The organism is Synechococcus sp. ATX 2A4 (assembly GCF_024346375.1).
In the GTDB taxonomy this organism is placed as follows: Bacteria; Cyanobacteriota; Cyanobacteriia; order PCC-6307; family Cyanobiaceae; genus MW101C3.
Genome location: NZ_JAGQCV010000006.1, coordinates 84,448 through 97,801 on the forward strand (window position 1 = coordinate 84,448; position 13,354 = coordinate 97,801).

Sequence of the window (13,354 nt, forward strand, 5' to 3'; positions counted from 1 at the left end):
ACCCCCACTACAGCAGGATGGAGCCAACCAGACCTCCCTTGCTTGCGGGCCTTAGCCAACTGCAGCGGCGCCATCGTCGGACTTCTGCTGATCGTCAGCGGCGGCCTGATCCGTGTCGCTGTGGCCCTGCCCTTCGTGGATGGGGGGTATGCCCTGCGCGAACTGCCGGTCACCGCGCAGGTGCCGGCCCTGCTGCTCACGGCCCTGGTGTGCGGCCCACGGCCGGCGCTGCTGGCGGCAGTGGCCTACCTGAGCCTTGGCCTGCTGGTGTTGCCGGTGTTCCACACCGGTGGCGGCATGGCCTACCTGCTCGATCCGGGCTTCGGCTTTCTGGCCGGTTTCATTCCGGCCGCCTGGTTGAGCGGCCGCCTGGCCAGTCAGCCCGGCATGGGGGAACTGCTGCGCCTGATGGGGGCAGCGCTGTTCGGCCTGGGGGTGATCCAGCTGTGTGGCCTCGCCTATCTGCTGCTCGGTGGCCTGGTGGGCCGCTGGGGTGGGGGGCTGGGCGATCTGCTGCTCGCCTACAGCCTTGGCCCGCTGCTCCCCCAGCTGATGCTCTGCTGCGCCGTAGCGGTGCTGGCCGTGCCGCTGCGCCGGCTGCTGCTGGTCAGCTCGTGAACGGAGTGCCGTCATGAGCCTCGCCGGCCATCGCCGCCGCGCCGCCTGGATCACTGCCCTGGTGGTGCTGGTGCTCGATCAGGCCAGCAAGGCCTGGGCCCTGTCTGCCCTCTCCGGCACGTCGAGCAGCCCCTTGCTGCCCGGCCTGCTGCAGCTGCGCCTGGTGTTCAACACTGGCGCCGCCTTCAGCCTCTTCACCGGCTCCACCAAGGCGCTGGCGCTCATCAGCCTGCTGGTGGCGATTGGCCTGGGGGTATGGATCCAGCGCCAGAGCAGCCTGCGCCGTTGGCAGTGGCTGGGGGTGGGGGCCCTGCTGGGTGGTGCACTCGGCAACGGCCTCGATCGCTGGCGGCTCGGCTGGGTGGTGGATTTTCTCGAACTGGTGCCGGTGCGCTTCCCGGTGTTCAACCTGGCGGATGTGGCGATCAACGTGGCCGTGATCTGCCTGGCCCTCGACCTGCTGGAGGAGAGCCGTGGTCGCGGGACTTGAGCGCCTGAAGCTGCGCCTGGCGCAGCCGCCCGAAGCGGGAGGCGCGGCGCTGGAGGTGTTCCTCCCCGGCCAGCCCTCGCGCCGGCTGGCGCTCTATGGCGGCCTCTATCGCATCGGCCGCGACAACCGCCTGGAGGTCGGCATTGACCATCCGGCGGTGAGCAAGCAGCACGCGCTGCTGGAGCAGGTGGGTGGCGACTGGCTGATCCGCGACGACAACTCCACCAACGGCCTCTATTGGCGCGGCAGCCGCATCACGGCGCTGCTGCTGCGGGACGGCGACGTGGTGCGGCTCGGGCCGCCTTCGGAGCCTGGGTTGCCGGAACTGGTGTTCCAGCGGCGGCCCCTGCCCAAGCTGCTGCGCCTGGCCCGGGCCGGCACCGTGGCCTTGGCGGGGGCTGCCGGGGCGGGCCTGCTGCTGCTGGGCTTGTCGGCGCTGCAGTTGCCGCTGCGCGGCAGCCTGGCGCCGGTGCGGGGTCCCCTGGCCCTCTACGACCGTGCCAACCGGCCCCTGCAATCGGCCGATTCGCGCGAACACCGCGAGAACAAGACCCTCTCCGATTTCCCGCAGGTGTTGCGGGACGCGCTGCTGGCCAGCGAAGACAGCCGCTTCTGGTGGCATCCGGGGGTCGATCCGATCGGCACCGGCCGCGCCCTGGTCACCAACCTGCTGGGCGGGCGCGTGCTGGAGGGGGGCAGCACCCTCACCCAGCAGCTGGCCCGCAGCCTCTACCCCGACCAGGTGGGGCAGGGAGAAACCCTGGCCCGCAAATGGCGGGAACTGTTGGTAGCACTGCAGCTGGAGGCGAGATTCAGCAAGAGCGAGCTGTTGCTCAGCTACCTGAACCGGGTGTATCTGGGCGTGGGCTGGGGCTTCGAAGATGCCGCCCGCAGCTACTTCGGCAAACCCACCGCCAAGCTCGATCTGGAGGAAGCGGCCCTGTTGGTGGGCCTGCTCCCTTCTCCGAACGGCCACGATCCCTGCTCCAATCCCCAGGCGGCGCTGGACGCGCGCAATGCCGTGCTCGCCAAGATGGCCGACACCGGCAAGATCAGCGCCGATCAGGCCCGCCAGGCCCGGCGCCGGCCAATTCAGCTGGGTGCGCAGGCCTGCCGCGGCGGTCCGGGACGCCCCGCGCCCTTCTACACCGATCAGGTGCGCGCTGATCTGGAAACCCTGGTGGGTGCGGACGTGGCGGTGGAGGGAAACTTCCTGGTGGAAACCCACTTCGATCCGGCGCTGCAGCAGGTGGTGGAGCGTCAGCTGCGGCGGGCGCTGGCCCGCGGCGGCGCCTCGGAAGGGGCGGTGGTGGTGCTCGACAGCCGCAGCGGCGGGATGCTGGCGATCGCCGGTGGTCGCGACTACCGCCGCAGCCAGTTCAACCGGGCCAGCATGGCCCTGCGTCAACCCGGCAGCACGTTCAAGCTGTTCACCTTCGTGGCGGCGCTTGAGCGTGGCGCCAAGCCCGGCGATGGCATCGACTGCGGCCCGCTCACCTGGGCGGGGCAGTCGTTCGCCAGCACCTGCCGGGGCGCGATCAGCCAGCGGCAGGCCTTTGCGATGAGCAGCAACACCGCCGCGCTGCGGCTGGCCCGCCGCGTCGGGCTGGAGGCCGTCGAGCAGACGGCCCGCGACCTCGGCATCAGCTCGCCGCTGCACGCCGTTCCCGGCTTGGCCCTGGGCCAGAGCGAGGTGATTCTGACCGAACTCACCGCCGCCTATGCCGCCGTCGTCAACGACGGGGTGTGGCATGCCCCCAGCACCATCCGCCGCCTCACCGATGCCGAAACCTGCGCCGGCCTCGACAGCACGCGCTGCCGCGAGCAGCGGGCCCGGACCGCCCGCAGCGTGAGCCCGGGCCGGCAGGTGGTGAAGCCGCAGACGGCCAAGGCCATGCAGGGGATGCTGCGGGCGGTGGTGCGCTCCGGCACCGGCAGCGCCGCCTACCTGGGCGGCAACGAGGGAGGCAAGACCGGCACCACCAATGAGGCGCGTGATCTCGTGTTCGTGGGTTTTGACCCACGCCGGCACTGGGTGATGGGCATCTGGCTCGGCAACGACGACAACCGCCCCACCGGCGGCTCCAGCGCCCAGGCCGCAGCGCTCTGGGGCGACATCATGCGCGGGGCGCCCAGCGGCACACCAGCAGCCGTCGCCAGGCGCTGATGCCCCGCTTCCGCCTCTGGATCTGGGTGGCGGTGGCGCTGGCCGCTGTCGTGGCGGCCTCCGTGTTGATCCAGGCCGTCAACAACCTGCTGTGGCAACTCAGCTATCTGCTGCCCGCCTGGCTGGTGGGCCCGGTCACCCTGCTGCTGATCGGTGGCGGTGTGCTGCTGGGGGCCCGCTTCGCCGGCCCCTGGTTGCTGGCCTGGCGCCGCCGCCCGCCGCCTGCAGCGCCGCCGCCGCCGGCCGTGGCGCCCGGCAACCGTCAGGAGGCGGCTGAGCGGCAACTGCAGGCGATTGATCAGGTGCTTGAACGGGTTCGGGACGACGTGGCGCGGGCGGCGTTGCGGCAGGAGCGGGAACGGGTGGAGGCGGAGCTGGCCCGTGGCGATCTTGAGCTGGTGGTGTTCGGCACCGGCTCCACCGGCAAGACCTCCCTGATCCGCGCCCTGCTCGATGAAGTGGTGGGGGAGGTGGGAGCTGCCATGGGCTCCACCGGCGATTGCCGCGTCTACCGCCTGCGCCTGAAGGGCCTGCGCCGTGGCCTGCGGCTGGTGGACACCCCCGGCATTCTGGAAGCGGGCAGTGACGGCCGCCAACGGGAGATCAGGGCGCGGGAGCGGGCCGCCCGCGCCGATCTGCTGTTGTTCGTGGTCGACGGCGACCTGCGCGCCGCTGAACTGGAGGTGTTTGAGGCGCTCGCCAGCCTCGGCAAGCGCCTGCTGCTGGTGCTCAACAAATGCGATCTGCGCGGCCAGGAGGAGGAGCGCCGCCTGCTGGAGCTGCTGCGCCGCCGCTGCTCCGGCCGCCTTGCTGACGACGACGTGCTGGCCGCCAGTGCGGCCCCCCAGTCGGTGCCGCTGCCCGGTGGCCGTCCGCACCAGCCGCTTCCTGAGATCGATGCCCTGCTGCGCCGGATCGCCACCGTGCTGCATCAGGACGGCGAGGAGCTGCTGGCGGACAACATCCTGTTGCAGAGCCGCCGGCTGAGTGAGGCCAGCCGTGCCCTGCTCAGCGCCCAGCGCCGCAGCGACGGCGAGCGCATCGTGGATCGCTACATGTGGATCGGCGCTGGCGTGCTGGTGGTGACTCCCCTGCCTGTGGTGGATCTGCTCGGCACAGCGGCGGTGAACGCCCAGATGGTGGTGGAGCTCGGCAAGGTCTATGGGGTCACCCTCACGCGCGAGGCCGGCCAGGATCTGGCGCTTTCGGTGGGACGCACGCTGGCGGGGCTTGGCGTGATCAAGGGCGGGCTGGCCCTGATCGGCTCCGCCCTCACCCTCAACCTGCCGGCTCTGGTCGTCAGCAAGGCGGTGCAGGGGGTGAGTGCGGCCTGGTTCACCCGCATCGCCGGCCAGAGCTTCCTCACCTACTTCGAGCAGGGGCAGGACTGGGGCGATGGGGGCATGCAGGAGGTGGTGCGTCGCCTCTACGACCTCAACCGTCGTGAAGGGGCCCTCAAGGACTTCCTGCAGGCGGCCTTCAACCGGGTGGTGGAGCCGTTGCAGCGGCGGAAGGACCCGCAGCTGCCGCCACGCCCAGGGCCTCGGGGGGAGGGGGAAGCAGGGGGCCGCGGGCGTCGAGCACCGTGATCAGGCCGAGGTAGAGCACCCCGATCAGGATCGAGATCGCCCCGGTGAGAATGGCCACCCAGCGGCCGCGCTGGTCGGAATCAGCCATGGGAGGGCACCCGCTGGGAGGACGGCACGGGCAGTGAGCGGGCCACCACGGCGGCCAGCCGCTCCAGGTGTTCGCTCTGGGTGTGGGGGTTGCCCAGCACTGCTTTGAGGTGATGGTGGCCCTGGTGCAGCGGCCGGGACAGCATCAGCTCCTCCGCCAGCAGCGTGGCGCGGCACTGCTGCGACCACTGGACGCAGGCCTCGGCATCGGCGCCGCTGGGCCGGAAGGCCAGCAGGTGCAAGGGCCCCCCCACCAGGGTGAGGGCGCCGGCCGGGGCTGCGGTGAGCAGCAGCTGCTCCAGTTGCTGGCGGCGGGCGATCGCCTCGCCCACCAGCTGGTCGATCCCTTCCAGCCCGAGCTGGCGCAGGCCAAGCCAGAGCTTGAGGATTTCGGCGCTACGGCTTCCCTGCAGCCCGCACTCGCCGCCGTGGGCGCCACCCCAGCTGGGCTCCATGTAAGGCAGGCCGGTGCCAAAGGTCTGCTGCAGGGCGTCCGGCTGGGCCAGCAGCAGCAGCGAGGAGGTTTTGGTGATGCCCAGCAGCTTCTGGGGGTTCAAGGTGACCGAATCGGCCCGGCCCAGCCCTGCCACGCCGCCACGGTGCACGGCGCTGAGCCCGAGCACGCCGCCGATCGCCCCGTCCACGTGCAGCCAGAGGCCATGGCGTTTGCACAGATTGGCCAGGGGCTCCAGCGGATCCACAGCGCCGCGCACCGTGGTGCCGGCGGTGGCCACCACAGCCAGCACGGGCCGGCCGGCCCGGCGCAGCTCAGCGAGCGCCTCCTCCAGCTGCGCCGGATCCAGCCGCCCTGCCGCATCGGTGGGCAGCCTCAGCAAGGCCTCGGGCGGCAGCCCCATCACCAGCACCGCCTTATCAAGCGACACATGGGCGTCAGTGCTGGTCAGCACCACCGCATCTGCGCGGTGCTGAAGGCCGCGGCTCTGGCGGGCCGTGACCAGCGCCATCAGGTTGCTGAGGCTGCCGCCGCTGGCAGGGATGCCCCCGGCGGCGTCTCCTAGCCCGAGGCGACGGGCCAGCCAACCGCACAGGCCCCGCTCCAGGCGGCTGAGCGACGGGGACAGCTCTTCGGAGAGCAGGTTGTTGTTCAGGCCGGCGCAGACCAGATCCCCCACCAGCGAAGCGGTGAGCGGCGGCGGGTCGAGATGGGCCAGGGCTCCGGGATGGTTGGGGTTGTAGGCCCCATCCATCAGTACCTGCAGATCGGCCAGCAGGGTGGTGCCATCCAGGCCGCGGCGGCGGGGTTCCAGTTCCGGCAGCAGGCTCAGACCGGGGAGCGGCGGGCGGCTGGTGGCGGTGCCGAGCCACTGGCAGAGTTGCTGCACCGCCCCGGTGAGAAACGCTTCCAGCAGCGGGTCGGCCTGGCCTGGCGTCGCGAACGGCAATGGCTCAATCGCCTTGTGCAGGTGTGGCGTGACGGCCAACTGTGGTGCTGGAAGGGGGTTCATTCTCCCTTGTCGTCCCTCAACATGGAGGCACTGGCACGCTGGGTGCCCCACCGGGCCGCCGCAGCGCTGTGCTGAACCCCCCGCCCATTCCTGCCGCGCAGCTGCGTCTTTGGATGGAGCGGTTGCTGCGCCAGGCCCGCCGCGCCGGTGACAGGGGAGAGATCCCAGTGGCGGCTGTGGTTCTCGATGCGCAAGGGCGCTGCCTCGGCTGGGGCAGCAACCGGCGCCAACTGGATCACGATCCGCTCGGCCATGCCGAGCTCGTGGCGTTGAGCCAGGCCGCGGCCCTGCGCGGCAGCTGGCGCTTCAACGACTGCAGCTTGATCGTGACGCTCGAACCCTGCCCGATGTGCGCCGGCGCCCTGGTGCAGGCCCGCATGGGGCGGGTGCTCTTCGCCGCCGCGGACGCCAAGCGTGGGGCCTTGGGCGGCACCTTGGACCTGGCCCGCCACCCGAGCGCGCACCACCATATGGAGGTGGAGGGCGGCTTGCTGGCCGAGCAGGCCAGCCGGCTGCTAGCGGACTGGTTCAGGCAGCGGCGGCAGCGACAGCCGTGCGACCCGACTGGAACGACGGCAGCTCCGTCTCCAGCAGATTGAGCAGCAGATCGACGTTTTCGGCGCGGCTGTTGTAGCCCATCAGGCCGATGCGCCACACCGAGCCGGCCAGGGCGCCGAGCCCGCCTCCCACTTCGATGCCGTGGCGGTTGAGCAGATGCAGGCTGAAGGCCTTGCCATCCACGCCTTCGGGGATGCGCACCGTGGTGAGGGTGGGCAGCCGCAGCGGTTCCGGCACATGCAGCTCAAGGCCGAGGCGCTCCAGCCCGTTCCACAGACGCTCGGCGTTGCTGCGGTGGCGGGCCCAGGCGTGCTCCAGCCCTTCCTCGGCCAGCAGGCGCAACGCTTCGCGCATGCCGAAGTTCATGTTCACCGGGGCCGTGTGGTGGTACACGCGGTTGCTGCCCCAGTACTGGTTGAGCAGCGAGACATCCAGGTACCAGTTGGGCACCTTGCCGCTGCGGGCCGCCAACTTGGTTTCGGCCCGAGGGCCCATCGTGAATGGACCAAGGCCGGGGGGGCAGCTCAACCCCTTCTGGCTGCAGCTGTAGGCGAGATCCACGCCCCAGGCGTCGAGATGCACCGGCAAAGCACCGAGCGAGGTGACCGTATCCAGCAGCAGGAGGCAATCGTGGCGGCGGCAGAGATCGCCGATGCCTTCCATCGGCTGGCATACGCCGGTGGAGGTTTCGGCATGCACGAGCGCCAGGATCGTCGGCTGGTGCAGCTCCATGGCCGCTTCCAGCTCCTCCAGGCTGAAGGCTTCCCCCCAGGGGCGCTCGATCGTGACCACCTCGGCGCGGTAGCGCTGGGCCATATCGACGAGCCGCAGGCCGAAGTACCCCTTCACGGCTACGAGAACCTTGTCGCCCGGTTCGATGGTGTTGGCCAGGGTGGCTTCCATGGCGGCACTGCCGGTGCCGCTCATCGGAATGGTGAGGCGGTTGTCGGTCTGCCAGGCGTACCGCAGCAGTTCCTGCACCTCGCCCATCAGCTCGATGTAGATCGGGTCGAGGTGACCGATTGGTGTACGGGCCAGCGCAGCCAGCACCGTGGGATGGGCATTGGACGGCCCTGGGCCCAGCAGCAGGCGATCGGGGGTGGCGATCGGGTCCAAGGGGAGCCGATGACGATCGTTCACCGGGAGATCGGAAGACTGTGTGACCAAGGCCTGCGGGGCGTCAGAGAAGTGGGTTGAAGCCTACCCAGAGGCCAGAGCTGGCCTTGGGCAACCGGCTCGGGGCGGATTCAGCGGCAGCGCACGTCGAGCGCGGACAGGCCACGGACCATGTGATCGAAGGGGACACGCACCAGCGGAGCCGGATCGAAACCGGCCTCAGCCAGCCGCTCCATCACCACATCGGCCAGCAGGGTGATGCTGCGCACCGTGGGGCCCGTGGGCACTCCCAGGCTCTTGTAGGTGTCGTCGAGGCCGTTCAGGACCCGTTCGTTGAGGATCGTGGCGTCGTCGGCGATCAGGGCGTAGCTGGCGTAGCGCAGGAAATAGTCCATGTCCCGCAGGCAGGCCGCCAGGCGCCGGGTGGTGTAGGCATTGCCGCCGGGCAGCAGCAGTTCGGGATCCTGCTCGAACAGACGCCGACTGGCCTCACGCACGATGTCGGTGGCCCCTTGGTTGATGATTTCCACCGCCATCAGCCGTTGTTCGCCTTCCGCCAGGTAGGCGGAGATGCGATCGATCGCGTTCCGATCGAAATAGCGCCCCAGCTGGTCATACCGGCCGATCAGACCGGTGATGGCATCGCGCATGACGTTGAAATCGACGCACCTGCGCTGGAAGCTAGCACTGTGAAATGCCCAGAACCCTGTCCTGCTGAGGGATCTGCCGAATCTGACAGAAACGGTTACGCAGGCCGTTCGGCCTGTTTCCGTCCCGCCGGCGCCATGGGCCCCGGGGTCATGCTGGTCACAGGTTTTCCGCGAGCGTTCTTCTGCCTGCCCCTTCGCCCATGGCTCCGACATGGCTCTGAGCGTCGACGACGTCCTGCGCCGGCTGCGGGATGAGGCGATCGCACGGGTCGACCTCGGTGTCTGCGACCTGGCGGGCCGCTGGCATCACCTCACGGTGGCGGCCGAGCTGGTCCAGCCGTCCAGCTTCAGCGACGGCCTTTCCTACGTGTCCCTGCCCAACGATGGCTTCGGCGTGGGCGCAGCCCTGGCCGGGCTGGGCGGGGAGCCTGTTGCGGCAGGGGATCAGCAGGAGCTGGTGGTGGTGCCCGATGCCACCAGTGCCTGGCGTGATCCGTTTCTGCCCACCGCGCCGCTCAGCCTGTTCGGCTGGATGCGCGGCCGCTCCGCTGGCCATCCCGGTTGCGCCCGCTCGCTGGCCAGCCGCGCCACTGATGCGCTGGCCAGCTCCGGCCTGGCGGACACGGCCCTGTTCCAGGTGGCTCCGCACCTGCTGCTGCAGGGCGCCGGCGATCGCTCCGCCGGCCGGATTCCCCTGGGGGAGCACGGACCGGCCGCCGCGCTGCCGGAGCGGTCTCTGGCCTTCCGCAGGGAATTGCTCTCGATCCTGGCCACCCCGGCCCCACTCCACCCCGCAGAGCTGCTTCCCGCCGCCGATGGCCTGCTGAGGTTGGGCTACGCCGCCCACCATCTGGCCGCTTGCTGTGGGCTGTCAGCGGCCCTGGTGGCGGCGGAAAGGCCAGCGGAGTCGGCCGGTTGCCTGCCGGTGAACCAGAGCCTGCGCAAGGCCCGCCTGCCGCTGTTCTACGGCGAAGGCACCCGCGCCGATCTCTCCCAGACGGCCCGCTGGTACATCGGTGGTCTGTTGCAGCACGCCCCAGCGCTGCTGGCCCTCACCGGCGCCGGTGCCGGGGGCCGCTGGGGGGGCACTGGCGATGCCGCGCCATGGCGCCGGGCCTACGCGCCGGGGGTCGGCGGCACCGTGGTGGGTCTGCCGGTGGCCCGGCCCACACCGGCCAGCCAGCGGCTGGCCTACGTGGCCTTTGAGGCCGCTGCCAATCCCTACGTGGCCTGGAGCGCCCTGCTGCTGGCGGGCCTCGATGGCATCCGTCGCCAGATCGACCCCGGCGGGATCCTGGCGATCGATGCACCCCATCTGCCGAAGGTCCAGCCAGACCCATTCCCGCCGCTGCCCAGCCACCTGCATGGCGCGCTGGCGGCGCTGGCGGCGGACCACGCCTTTCTGCTGGAGGGTGATGTGTTCAGCAGCGACTGGATTGCCGGCTGGATCGAGCGGCAACGGCGTCGGGTGCGGCTCCCCTTGCCTGAGACGGAGACGTTGCGGCCATCCTGAGCACGCCTTGGTTCCCTGAGCACGTCTTGGTTTCAGTTTGGCCAGGGGAAAGGAACCCTGTCGCTCGCGGCCTCCGCGGCGATCCGCTGGAATGAGGCGAGTGTGAAGGGATGTTCCCGCGCCGCCATGCCCGATGCCGTGAGCAAGCTCGCGTACCAGACGCTTCAGCAGGGCAAGAGCCTGGTGGGGTTGGCGCACAAGGAGCTGAGCACCCGCCTGGGTCAGCTGCTGGCCGCCGACGGCGGCCCCAAGACCGTGCCGGTGCCGCCGGAGATGCTCAACCAGCTGCGCGCTTCGATGGACCGGCTGCTGGAACTCGACTGGCAGGAAGCCGAGCGGGGGGTGTATCCGGCCTCGCTTCTGTTCGATGCCCCCTGGCTCGACTGGGCCACCCGCTATCCGCTGGTGTGGCTCGACCTGCCGAACATCTGGAGCCGCCGCAGCCAACGCAACGTCCGTGATCTGCCGCGTGACGTGGAGCCTGATAATTACCCGGGCTACTACCTGCAGAACTTCCACCACCAGACCGACGGCTACCTCAGCGACCACTCCGCCGCGCTCTACGACCTGCAGGTGGAAATCCTGTTCAACGGCACCGCCGATCCGATGCGTCGCCGTTTGCTGGCGCCCCTGCAGCGAGGACTGCGCGCCTTCGCCGATCGCCGCCCGGGTCAGCTGCGGGTGCTCGATGTGGCCGCCGGCACGGGCCGCACTCTGCGCCAGCTGCGCGGGGCCCTGCCCGGCGTGCAGCTGGTGGGTCTCGATCTCTCGGCGGCCTACCTGCGCGAGGCCAACCGCTGCTTGAGCCAGCTGCCGGGCGAGCTGCCCCAGCTGGTGCAGGGCAATGCCGAGTCGCTTCCGTTTGCCGATCGCTCCTTTCAGGCCGCCACCTGCGTGTTCCTGCTGCATGAACTCCCTGCCGAGGCACGCCAAAACGTGATCAACGCCTGCTTCAAAGTGCTGGAGCCGGGCGGGGTGCTGTTGCTGGCCGACTCGATTCAGCTGGCCGATTCGCCCCAGTTCTCTGCGGCCATGGAGAACTTCCGTCGCGTGTTCCATGAGCCCTATTACCGGGATTACGTGGGCGACGACATCGAGGCCCGTCTGCACCAGGCCGGCTTCGAGGCGGTTTCGGCCCAGACGCACTTCATGACCCGGGTCTGGTGCGCCACTCGCCCCCGCGATGCCGCGGTGCCGGTCTGAGGCGGCCTGTTGCCGTTGCTCAACGCTTCAGCCACAGCGCCAGCAGCATTCCGGCTCCGCCCCAGCGCAGGGCTTTCCACACCACTTCCTCCTGCCAGCGCGAGGTGCGCAGCGCCTTGGGCAGTGGGTCGAGCAAGCGCTGTCCCAGTTCGAGGCGCTGACGCAGGCGCCGGGCGCCGCTGCTGCTGTCGTCCGGCTTGAGCCGCTCGGCCCGGGCGGCCACCGCCAACATGCGCGAGAGGCTGTGCAACCAGCCCCCCGCCTGGCGACTGGAGGGACGGCTGGGAGGGGTCAAACCGCTGCTCATGCCGCCAGGATGGATCCCCGTCCTTGGTTTCGTCCAGTGCCGATGCCCTCCGGCAGCCCTGCCCTCTCCTCTGGCCCCTCCTCCAGCACCGATTCTGCGGTCGGCTGGCCGCTGGGCAGCCGCGAGCTGGCTGAGCAGCTGCAGCGTCTGCTCGTGATCGACGGCCGCGACTGGCACGCGCTCAAGGGCCAGAAGCCCAGGCGCGCGGCCGAGCAGATCGCCTCAGCTCTGGTGCATCTGCTGAGTGATGCCAGCCCAGCCCACCGCCGCGATCCTGCCGGCCATGCGGAGGCAATCGCCTTGCTGGAGCACGGCCTTGGCTGGCTGAAAGGGGAGCGGAGCGACCCCGGCTGCCCGAGCCACGGCCCCGGCTCCCGCCAGTGAGCGATTAGCCGCGTTCAGGGCGCAGCTGCACCGCCAGCTGAAGGCGGTTGCCCCGCTCGCTCCAGCGCACGTCGTCGAAGCAGTGATGGATGAGGAAGAAGCCGCGGCCGCAACAGCAGCCGGGTTCCTCCGCAAGGGCGCTGCTGCGGCGCGCCGTCGGCACCCCTTCACCTTCATCCTGGATCTGCCAGATCATCCAGCGCGGGGTCTGGATGCGGCGGATGCGCAGGCACTTGCCCGGATCGCCGCCATTGCCATGGCGGACGGCGTTCACCAGTGCCTCCTGCAGGCCCAGCTGCAGCTGGGCCAGGTTGTGGGCCCTTCGCATCGGCTCCAGCAGCAGCTCCATGAGCGGCGCCAACTGAAGGGTGGAAGGGGTGATGAAATCTGTCCAGCGCAGGGATGGGACCAAGGGCCGGGGCATCGACTGCGCGTTCCGCTCAGGATTGACCCTAACGCCGTGCGCCGTTGCCCTCTGAGACGTCCTTCACGCGCTGTTGCAGCGCCGGATGGTTGAGCAATGCATCCATCAGGCGCACGCCGCGCAGCTGGTTGATCAGGGGCATGTGACCATCCGGCGCCGCCAGCGACCAGGTGAAGGCCTTGGGGTAGCGGGTCCAGATGCCCTGCTCCTTCCAGCCGAGCTTCGGCCACAAGCGCTCCCAGCGGCCGCCGCAGGTCTGCAGCAGGCGTCCCTGCACGGAGAAGCCGAAGCGGCCGCGCGAATAGCAGAGCCAGAGGCGGTCGAGGGTCTGCAGATCGATGCCGCTCATCGGTGGCACCTCGCTGAAATAAACGTAGCCCCGCTCCTCGGCGGCGGGCCCGGCCAGCTGGCGCAGGATCGAGCTCGTGCAGCGATCGGCCTGCTCGAAGGCCAGTTCGCTCAGGGCTGCCTGCAGGGGCTGGTAGTCGATGCCGCTGCCGGTGGGGGTTTCCAGCCATCCCTGGGGATAGCGGCCGCGGAAATCGGCGGCCAGGGCGTCGGCGTCGCTCAGCAGCCAGTGGATCAGGGCGCCCGGAGCCCAGTCGTCGCCGCTGGCATCAAGGCCAGCCAGGCGATCGATCAGCAAGGGACGCAATTCAGTGAGCCGTGCTTCCAGCTGGGCCACAAGGCTGCGCCGCTGCCGCGTGGAGGCGTTGAGGAACCGCTCCAGCAGTTGATCGGCAGTGACCGTGGCGGAGGCGGGTGGTCCAGAAAGCATGGCG

At 70.0% G+C, this 13,354-nt stretch carries 14 protein-coding genes; 8 read left to right on the forward strand and 6 right to left on the reverse strand.

Annotation, left to right across the window (positions count from 1 at the left end; genetic code table 11):
• Nucleotides 1-42 precede the first annotated feature (42 nt).
• The 4 genes from KBY97_RS07305 to KBY97_RS07320 are packed head-to-tail and all read left to right on the forward strand — an operon-like array spanning nucleotide 43 to nucleotide 4,864.
• The gene (locus KBY97_RS07305; protein WP_255146032.1) at nucleotides 43-618 is read left to right on the forward strand and encodes a biotin transporter BioY; all 576 of its coding nucleotides are present in this window, start codon (nucleotides 43-45) and stop codon (nucleotides 616-618) included.
• Between the two features lie 13 nt (nucleotides 619-631).
• Nucleotides 632-1,108 carry a signal peptidase II gene (lspA, locus tag KBY97_RS07310; RefSeq protein ID WP_255146033.1) on the forward strand — a complete coding sequence of 159 codons (477 nt, stop codon included), beginning with the start codon at nucleotides 632-634 and terminating at the stop codon, nucleotides 1,106-1,108.
• The gene (locus KBY97_RS07315; RefSeq protein ID WP_399217464.1) at nucleotides 1,092-3,275 is read left to right on the forward strand and encodes a transglycosylase domain-containing protein; all 2,184 of its coding nucleotides are present in this window, start codon (nucleotides 1,092-1,094) and stop codon (nucleotides 3,273-3,275) included. Before lspA ends, KBY97_RS07315 begins: the two co-directional genes overlap by 17 nt.
• The gene (locus KBY97_RS07320; protein ID WP_255146034.1) at nucleotides 3,275-4,864 is read left to right on the forward strand and encodes a YcjF family protein; all 1,590 of its coding nucleotides are present in this window, start codon (nucleotides 3,275-3,277) and stop codon (nucleotides 4,862-4,864) included. The genes KBY97_RS07315 and KBY97_RS07320 overlap by 1 nt, the downstream gene beginning before the upstream one ends.
• A gap of 80 nt (nucleotides 4,865-4,944) precedes the next feature.
• On the opposite strand, the gene KBY97_RS07325 is transcribed toward KBY97_RS07320, so the two are convergent.
• Complete coding sequence (locus KBY97_RS07325) at nucleotides 4,945-6,417, reverse strand: aminotransferase class V-fold PLP-dependent enzyme (RefSeq protein WP_255146035.1); 1,473 nt, start codon at nucleotides 6,415-6,417, stop codon at nucleotides 4,945-4,947.
• A 113-nt stretch (nucleotides 6,418-6,530) separates the two neighbouring features.
• Between KBY97_RS07325 and KBY97_RS07330 the strand changes: the two genes are divergently transcribed.
• Nucleotides 6,531-7,016 carry a nucleoside deaminase gene (locus KBY97_RS07330; protein ID WP_255146187.1) on the forward strand — a complete coding sequence of 162 codons (486 nt, stop codon included), beginning with the start codon at nucleotides 6,531-6,533 and terminating at the stop codon, nucleotides 7,014-7,016.
• Here the strand turns inward: KBY97_RS07330 and KBY97_RS07335 are convergent.
• Nucleotides 6,946-8,091 carry a pyridoxal-phosphate-dependent aminotransferase family protein gene (locus KBY97_RS07335; RefSeq protein ID WP_399217466.1) on the reverse strand — a complete coding sequence of 382 codons (1,146 nt, stop codon included), beginning with the start codon at nucleotides 8,089-8,091 and terminating at the stop codon, nucleotides 6,946-6,948. The genes KBY97_RS07330 and KBY97_RS07335 overlap by 71 nt on opposite strands.
• Nucleotides 8,092-8,222: 131 nt before the next feature.
• A complete protein-coding gene (locus tag KBY97_RS07340; protein WP_255146037.1) occupies nucleotides 8,223-8,741 on the reverse strand; it encodes an allophycocyanin subunit beta in 519 nt (172 codons plus the stop codon).
• A 211-nt stretch (nucleotides 8,742-8,952) separates the two neighbouring features.
• Between KBY97_RS07340 and KBY97_RS07345 the strand changes: the two genes are divergently transcribed.
• Together KBY97_RS07345 and KBY97_RS07350 are read left to right on the forward strand one after the other, a co-directional pair.
• Nucleotides 8,953-10,254 carry a hypothetical protein gene (locus KBY97_RS07345; protein WP_255146038.1) on the forward strand — a complete coding sequence of 434 codons (1,302 nt, stop codon included), beginning with the start codon at nucleotides 8,953-8,955 and terminating at the stop codon, nucleotides 10,252-10,254.
• Between the two features lie 126 nt (nucleotides 10,255-10,380).
• Entirely contained in the window at nucleotides 10,381-11,457 is a 1,077-nt protein-coding gene (locus KBY97_RS07350) for a class I SAM-dependent methyltransferase (RefSeq protein WP_255146039.1), read from the forward strand.
• A gap of 19 nt (nucleotides 11,458-11,476) precedes the next feature.
• On the opposite strand, the gene KBY97_RS07355 is transcribed toward KBY97_RS07350, so the two are convergent.
• Nucleotides 11,477-11,764 carry a hypothetical protein gene (locus KBY97_RS07355; RefSeq protein ID WP_255146040.1) on the reverse strand — a complete coding sequence of 96 codons (288 nt, stop codon included), beginning with the start codon at nucleotides 11,762-11,764 and terminating at the stop codon, nucleotides 11,477-11,479.
• A gap of 42 nt (nucleotides 11,765-11,806) precedes the next feature.
• Here KBY97_RS07355 and KBY97_RS07360 point away from each other — a divergent pair, with 42 nt between their 5' ends.
• The gene (locus tag KBY97_RS07360; RefSeq protein WP_255146041.1) at nucleotides 11,807-12,148 is read left to right on the forward strand and encodes a DUF6439 family protein; all 342 of its coding nucleotides are present in this window, start codon (nucleotides 11,807-11,809) and stop codon (nucleotides 12,146-12,148) included.
• A gap of 4 nt (nucleotides 12,149-12,152) precedes the next feature.
• On the opposite strand, the gene KBY97_RS07365 is transcribed toward KBY97_RS07360, so the two are convergent.
• Together KBY97_RS07365 and KBY97_RS07370 are read right to left on the reverse strand one after the other, a co-directional pair.
• On the reverse strand, nucleotides 12,153-12,572 hold the full coding sequence (locus KBY97_RS07365) for an ATP-binding protein (protein WP_255146042.1): 420 nt from the start codon (nucleotides 12,570-12,572) through the stop codon (nucleotides 12,153-12,155).
• Nucleotides 12,573-12,600: 28 nt separating this feature from the next.
• Nucleotides 12,601-13,350, reverse strand: a complete 750-nt coding sequence (locus tag KBY97_RS07370; RefSeq protein ID WP_255146043.1) for a GUN4 domain-containing protein — start codon at nucleotides 13,348-13,350, stop codon at nucleotides 12,601-12,603.
• Nucleotides 13,351-13,354 lie beyond the last annotated feature (4 nt).

Coding starts and splice junctions, on each gene's coding strand:
- lspA (WP_255146033.1), top strand. CDS start 632: ATGAGCCTCGCCGGCCATCGCCGCCGCGCCGCCTGGATCACTGCCCTG.
- KBY97_RS07320 (WP_255146034.1), top strand. CDS start 3,275: ATGCCCCGCTTCCGCCTCTGGATCTGGGTGGCGGTGGCGCTGGCCGCT.
- KBY97_RS07325 (WP_255146035.1), bottom strand. CDS start 6,417: ATGAACCCCCTTCCAGCACCACAGTTGGCCGTCACGCCACACCTGCAC.
- KBY97_RS07330 (WP_255146187.1), top strand. CDS start 6,531: ATGGAGCGGTTGCTGCGCCAGGCCCGCCGCGCCGGTGACAGGGGAGAG.
- KBY97_RS07340 (WP_255146037.1), bottom strand. CDS start 8,741: ATGCGCGATGCCATCACCGGTCTGATCGGCCGGTATGACCAGCTGGGG.
- KBY97_RS07345 (WP_255146038.1), top strand. CDS start 8,953: ATGGCTCTGAGCGTCGACGACGTCCTGCGCCGGCTGCGGGATGAGGCG.
- KBY97_RS07350 (WP_255146039.1), top strand. CDS start 10,381: ATGCCCGATGCCGTGAGCAAGCTCGCGTACCAGACGCTTCAGCAGGGC.
- KBY97_RS07355 (WP_255146040.1), bottom strand. CDS start 11,764: ATGAGCAGCGGTTTGACCCCTCCCAGCCGTCCCTCCAGTCGCCAGGCG.
- KBY97_RS07360 (WP_255146041.1), top strand. CDS start 11,807: ATGCCCTCCGGCAGCCCTGCCCTCTCCTCTGGCCCCTCCTCCAGCACC.
- KBY97_RS07365 (WP_255146042.1), bottom strand. CDS start 12,572: ATGCCCCGGCCCTTGGTCCCATCCCTGCGCTGGACAGATTTCATCACC.
- KBY97_RS07370 (WP_255146043.1), bottom strand. CDS start 13,350: ATGCTTTCTGGACCACCCGCCTCCGCCACGGTCACTGCCGATCAACTG.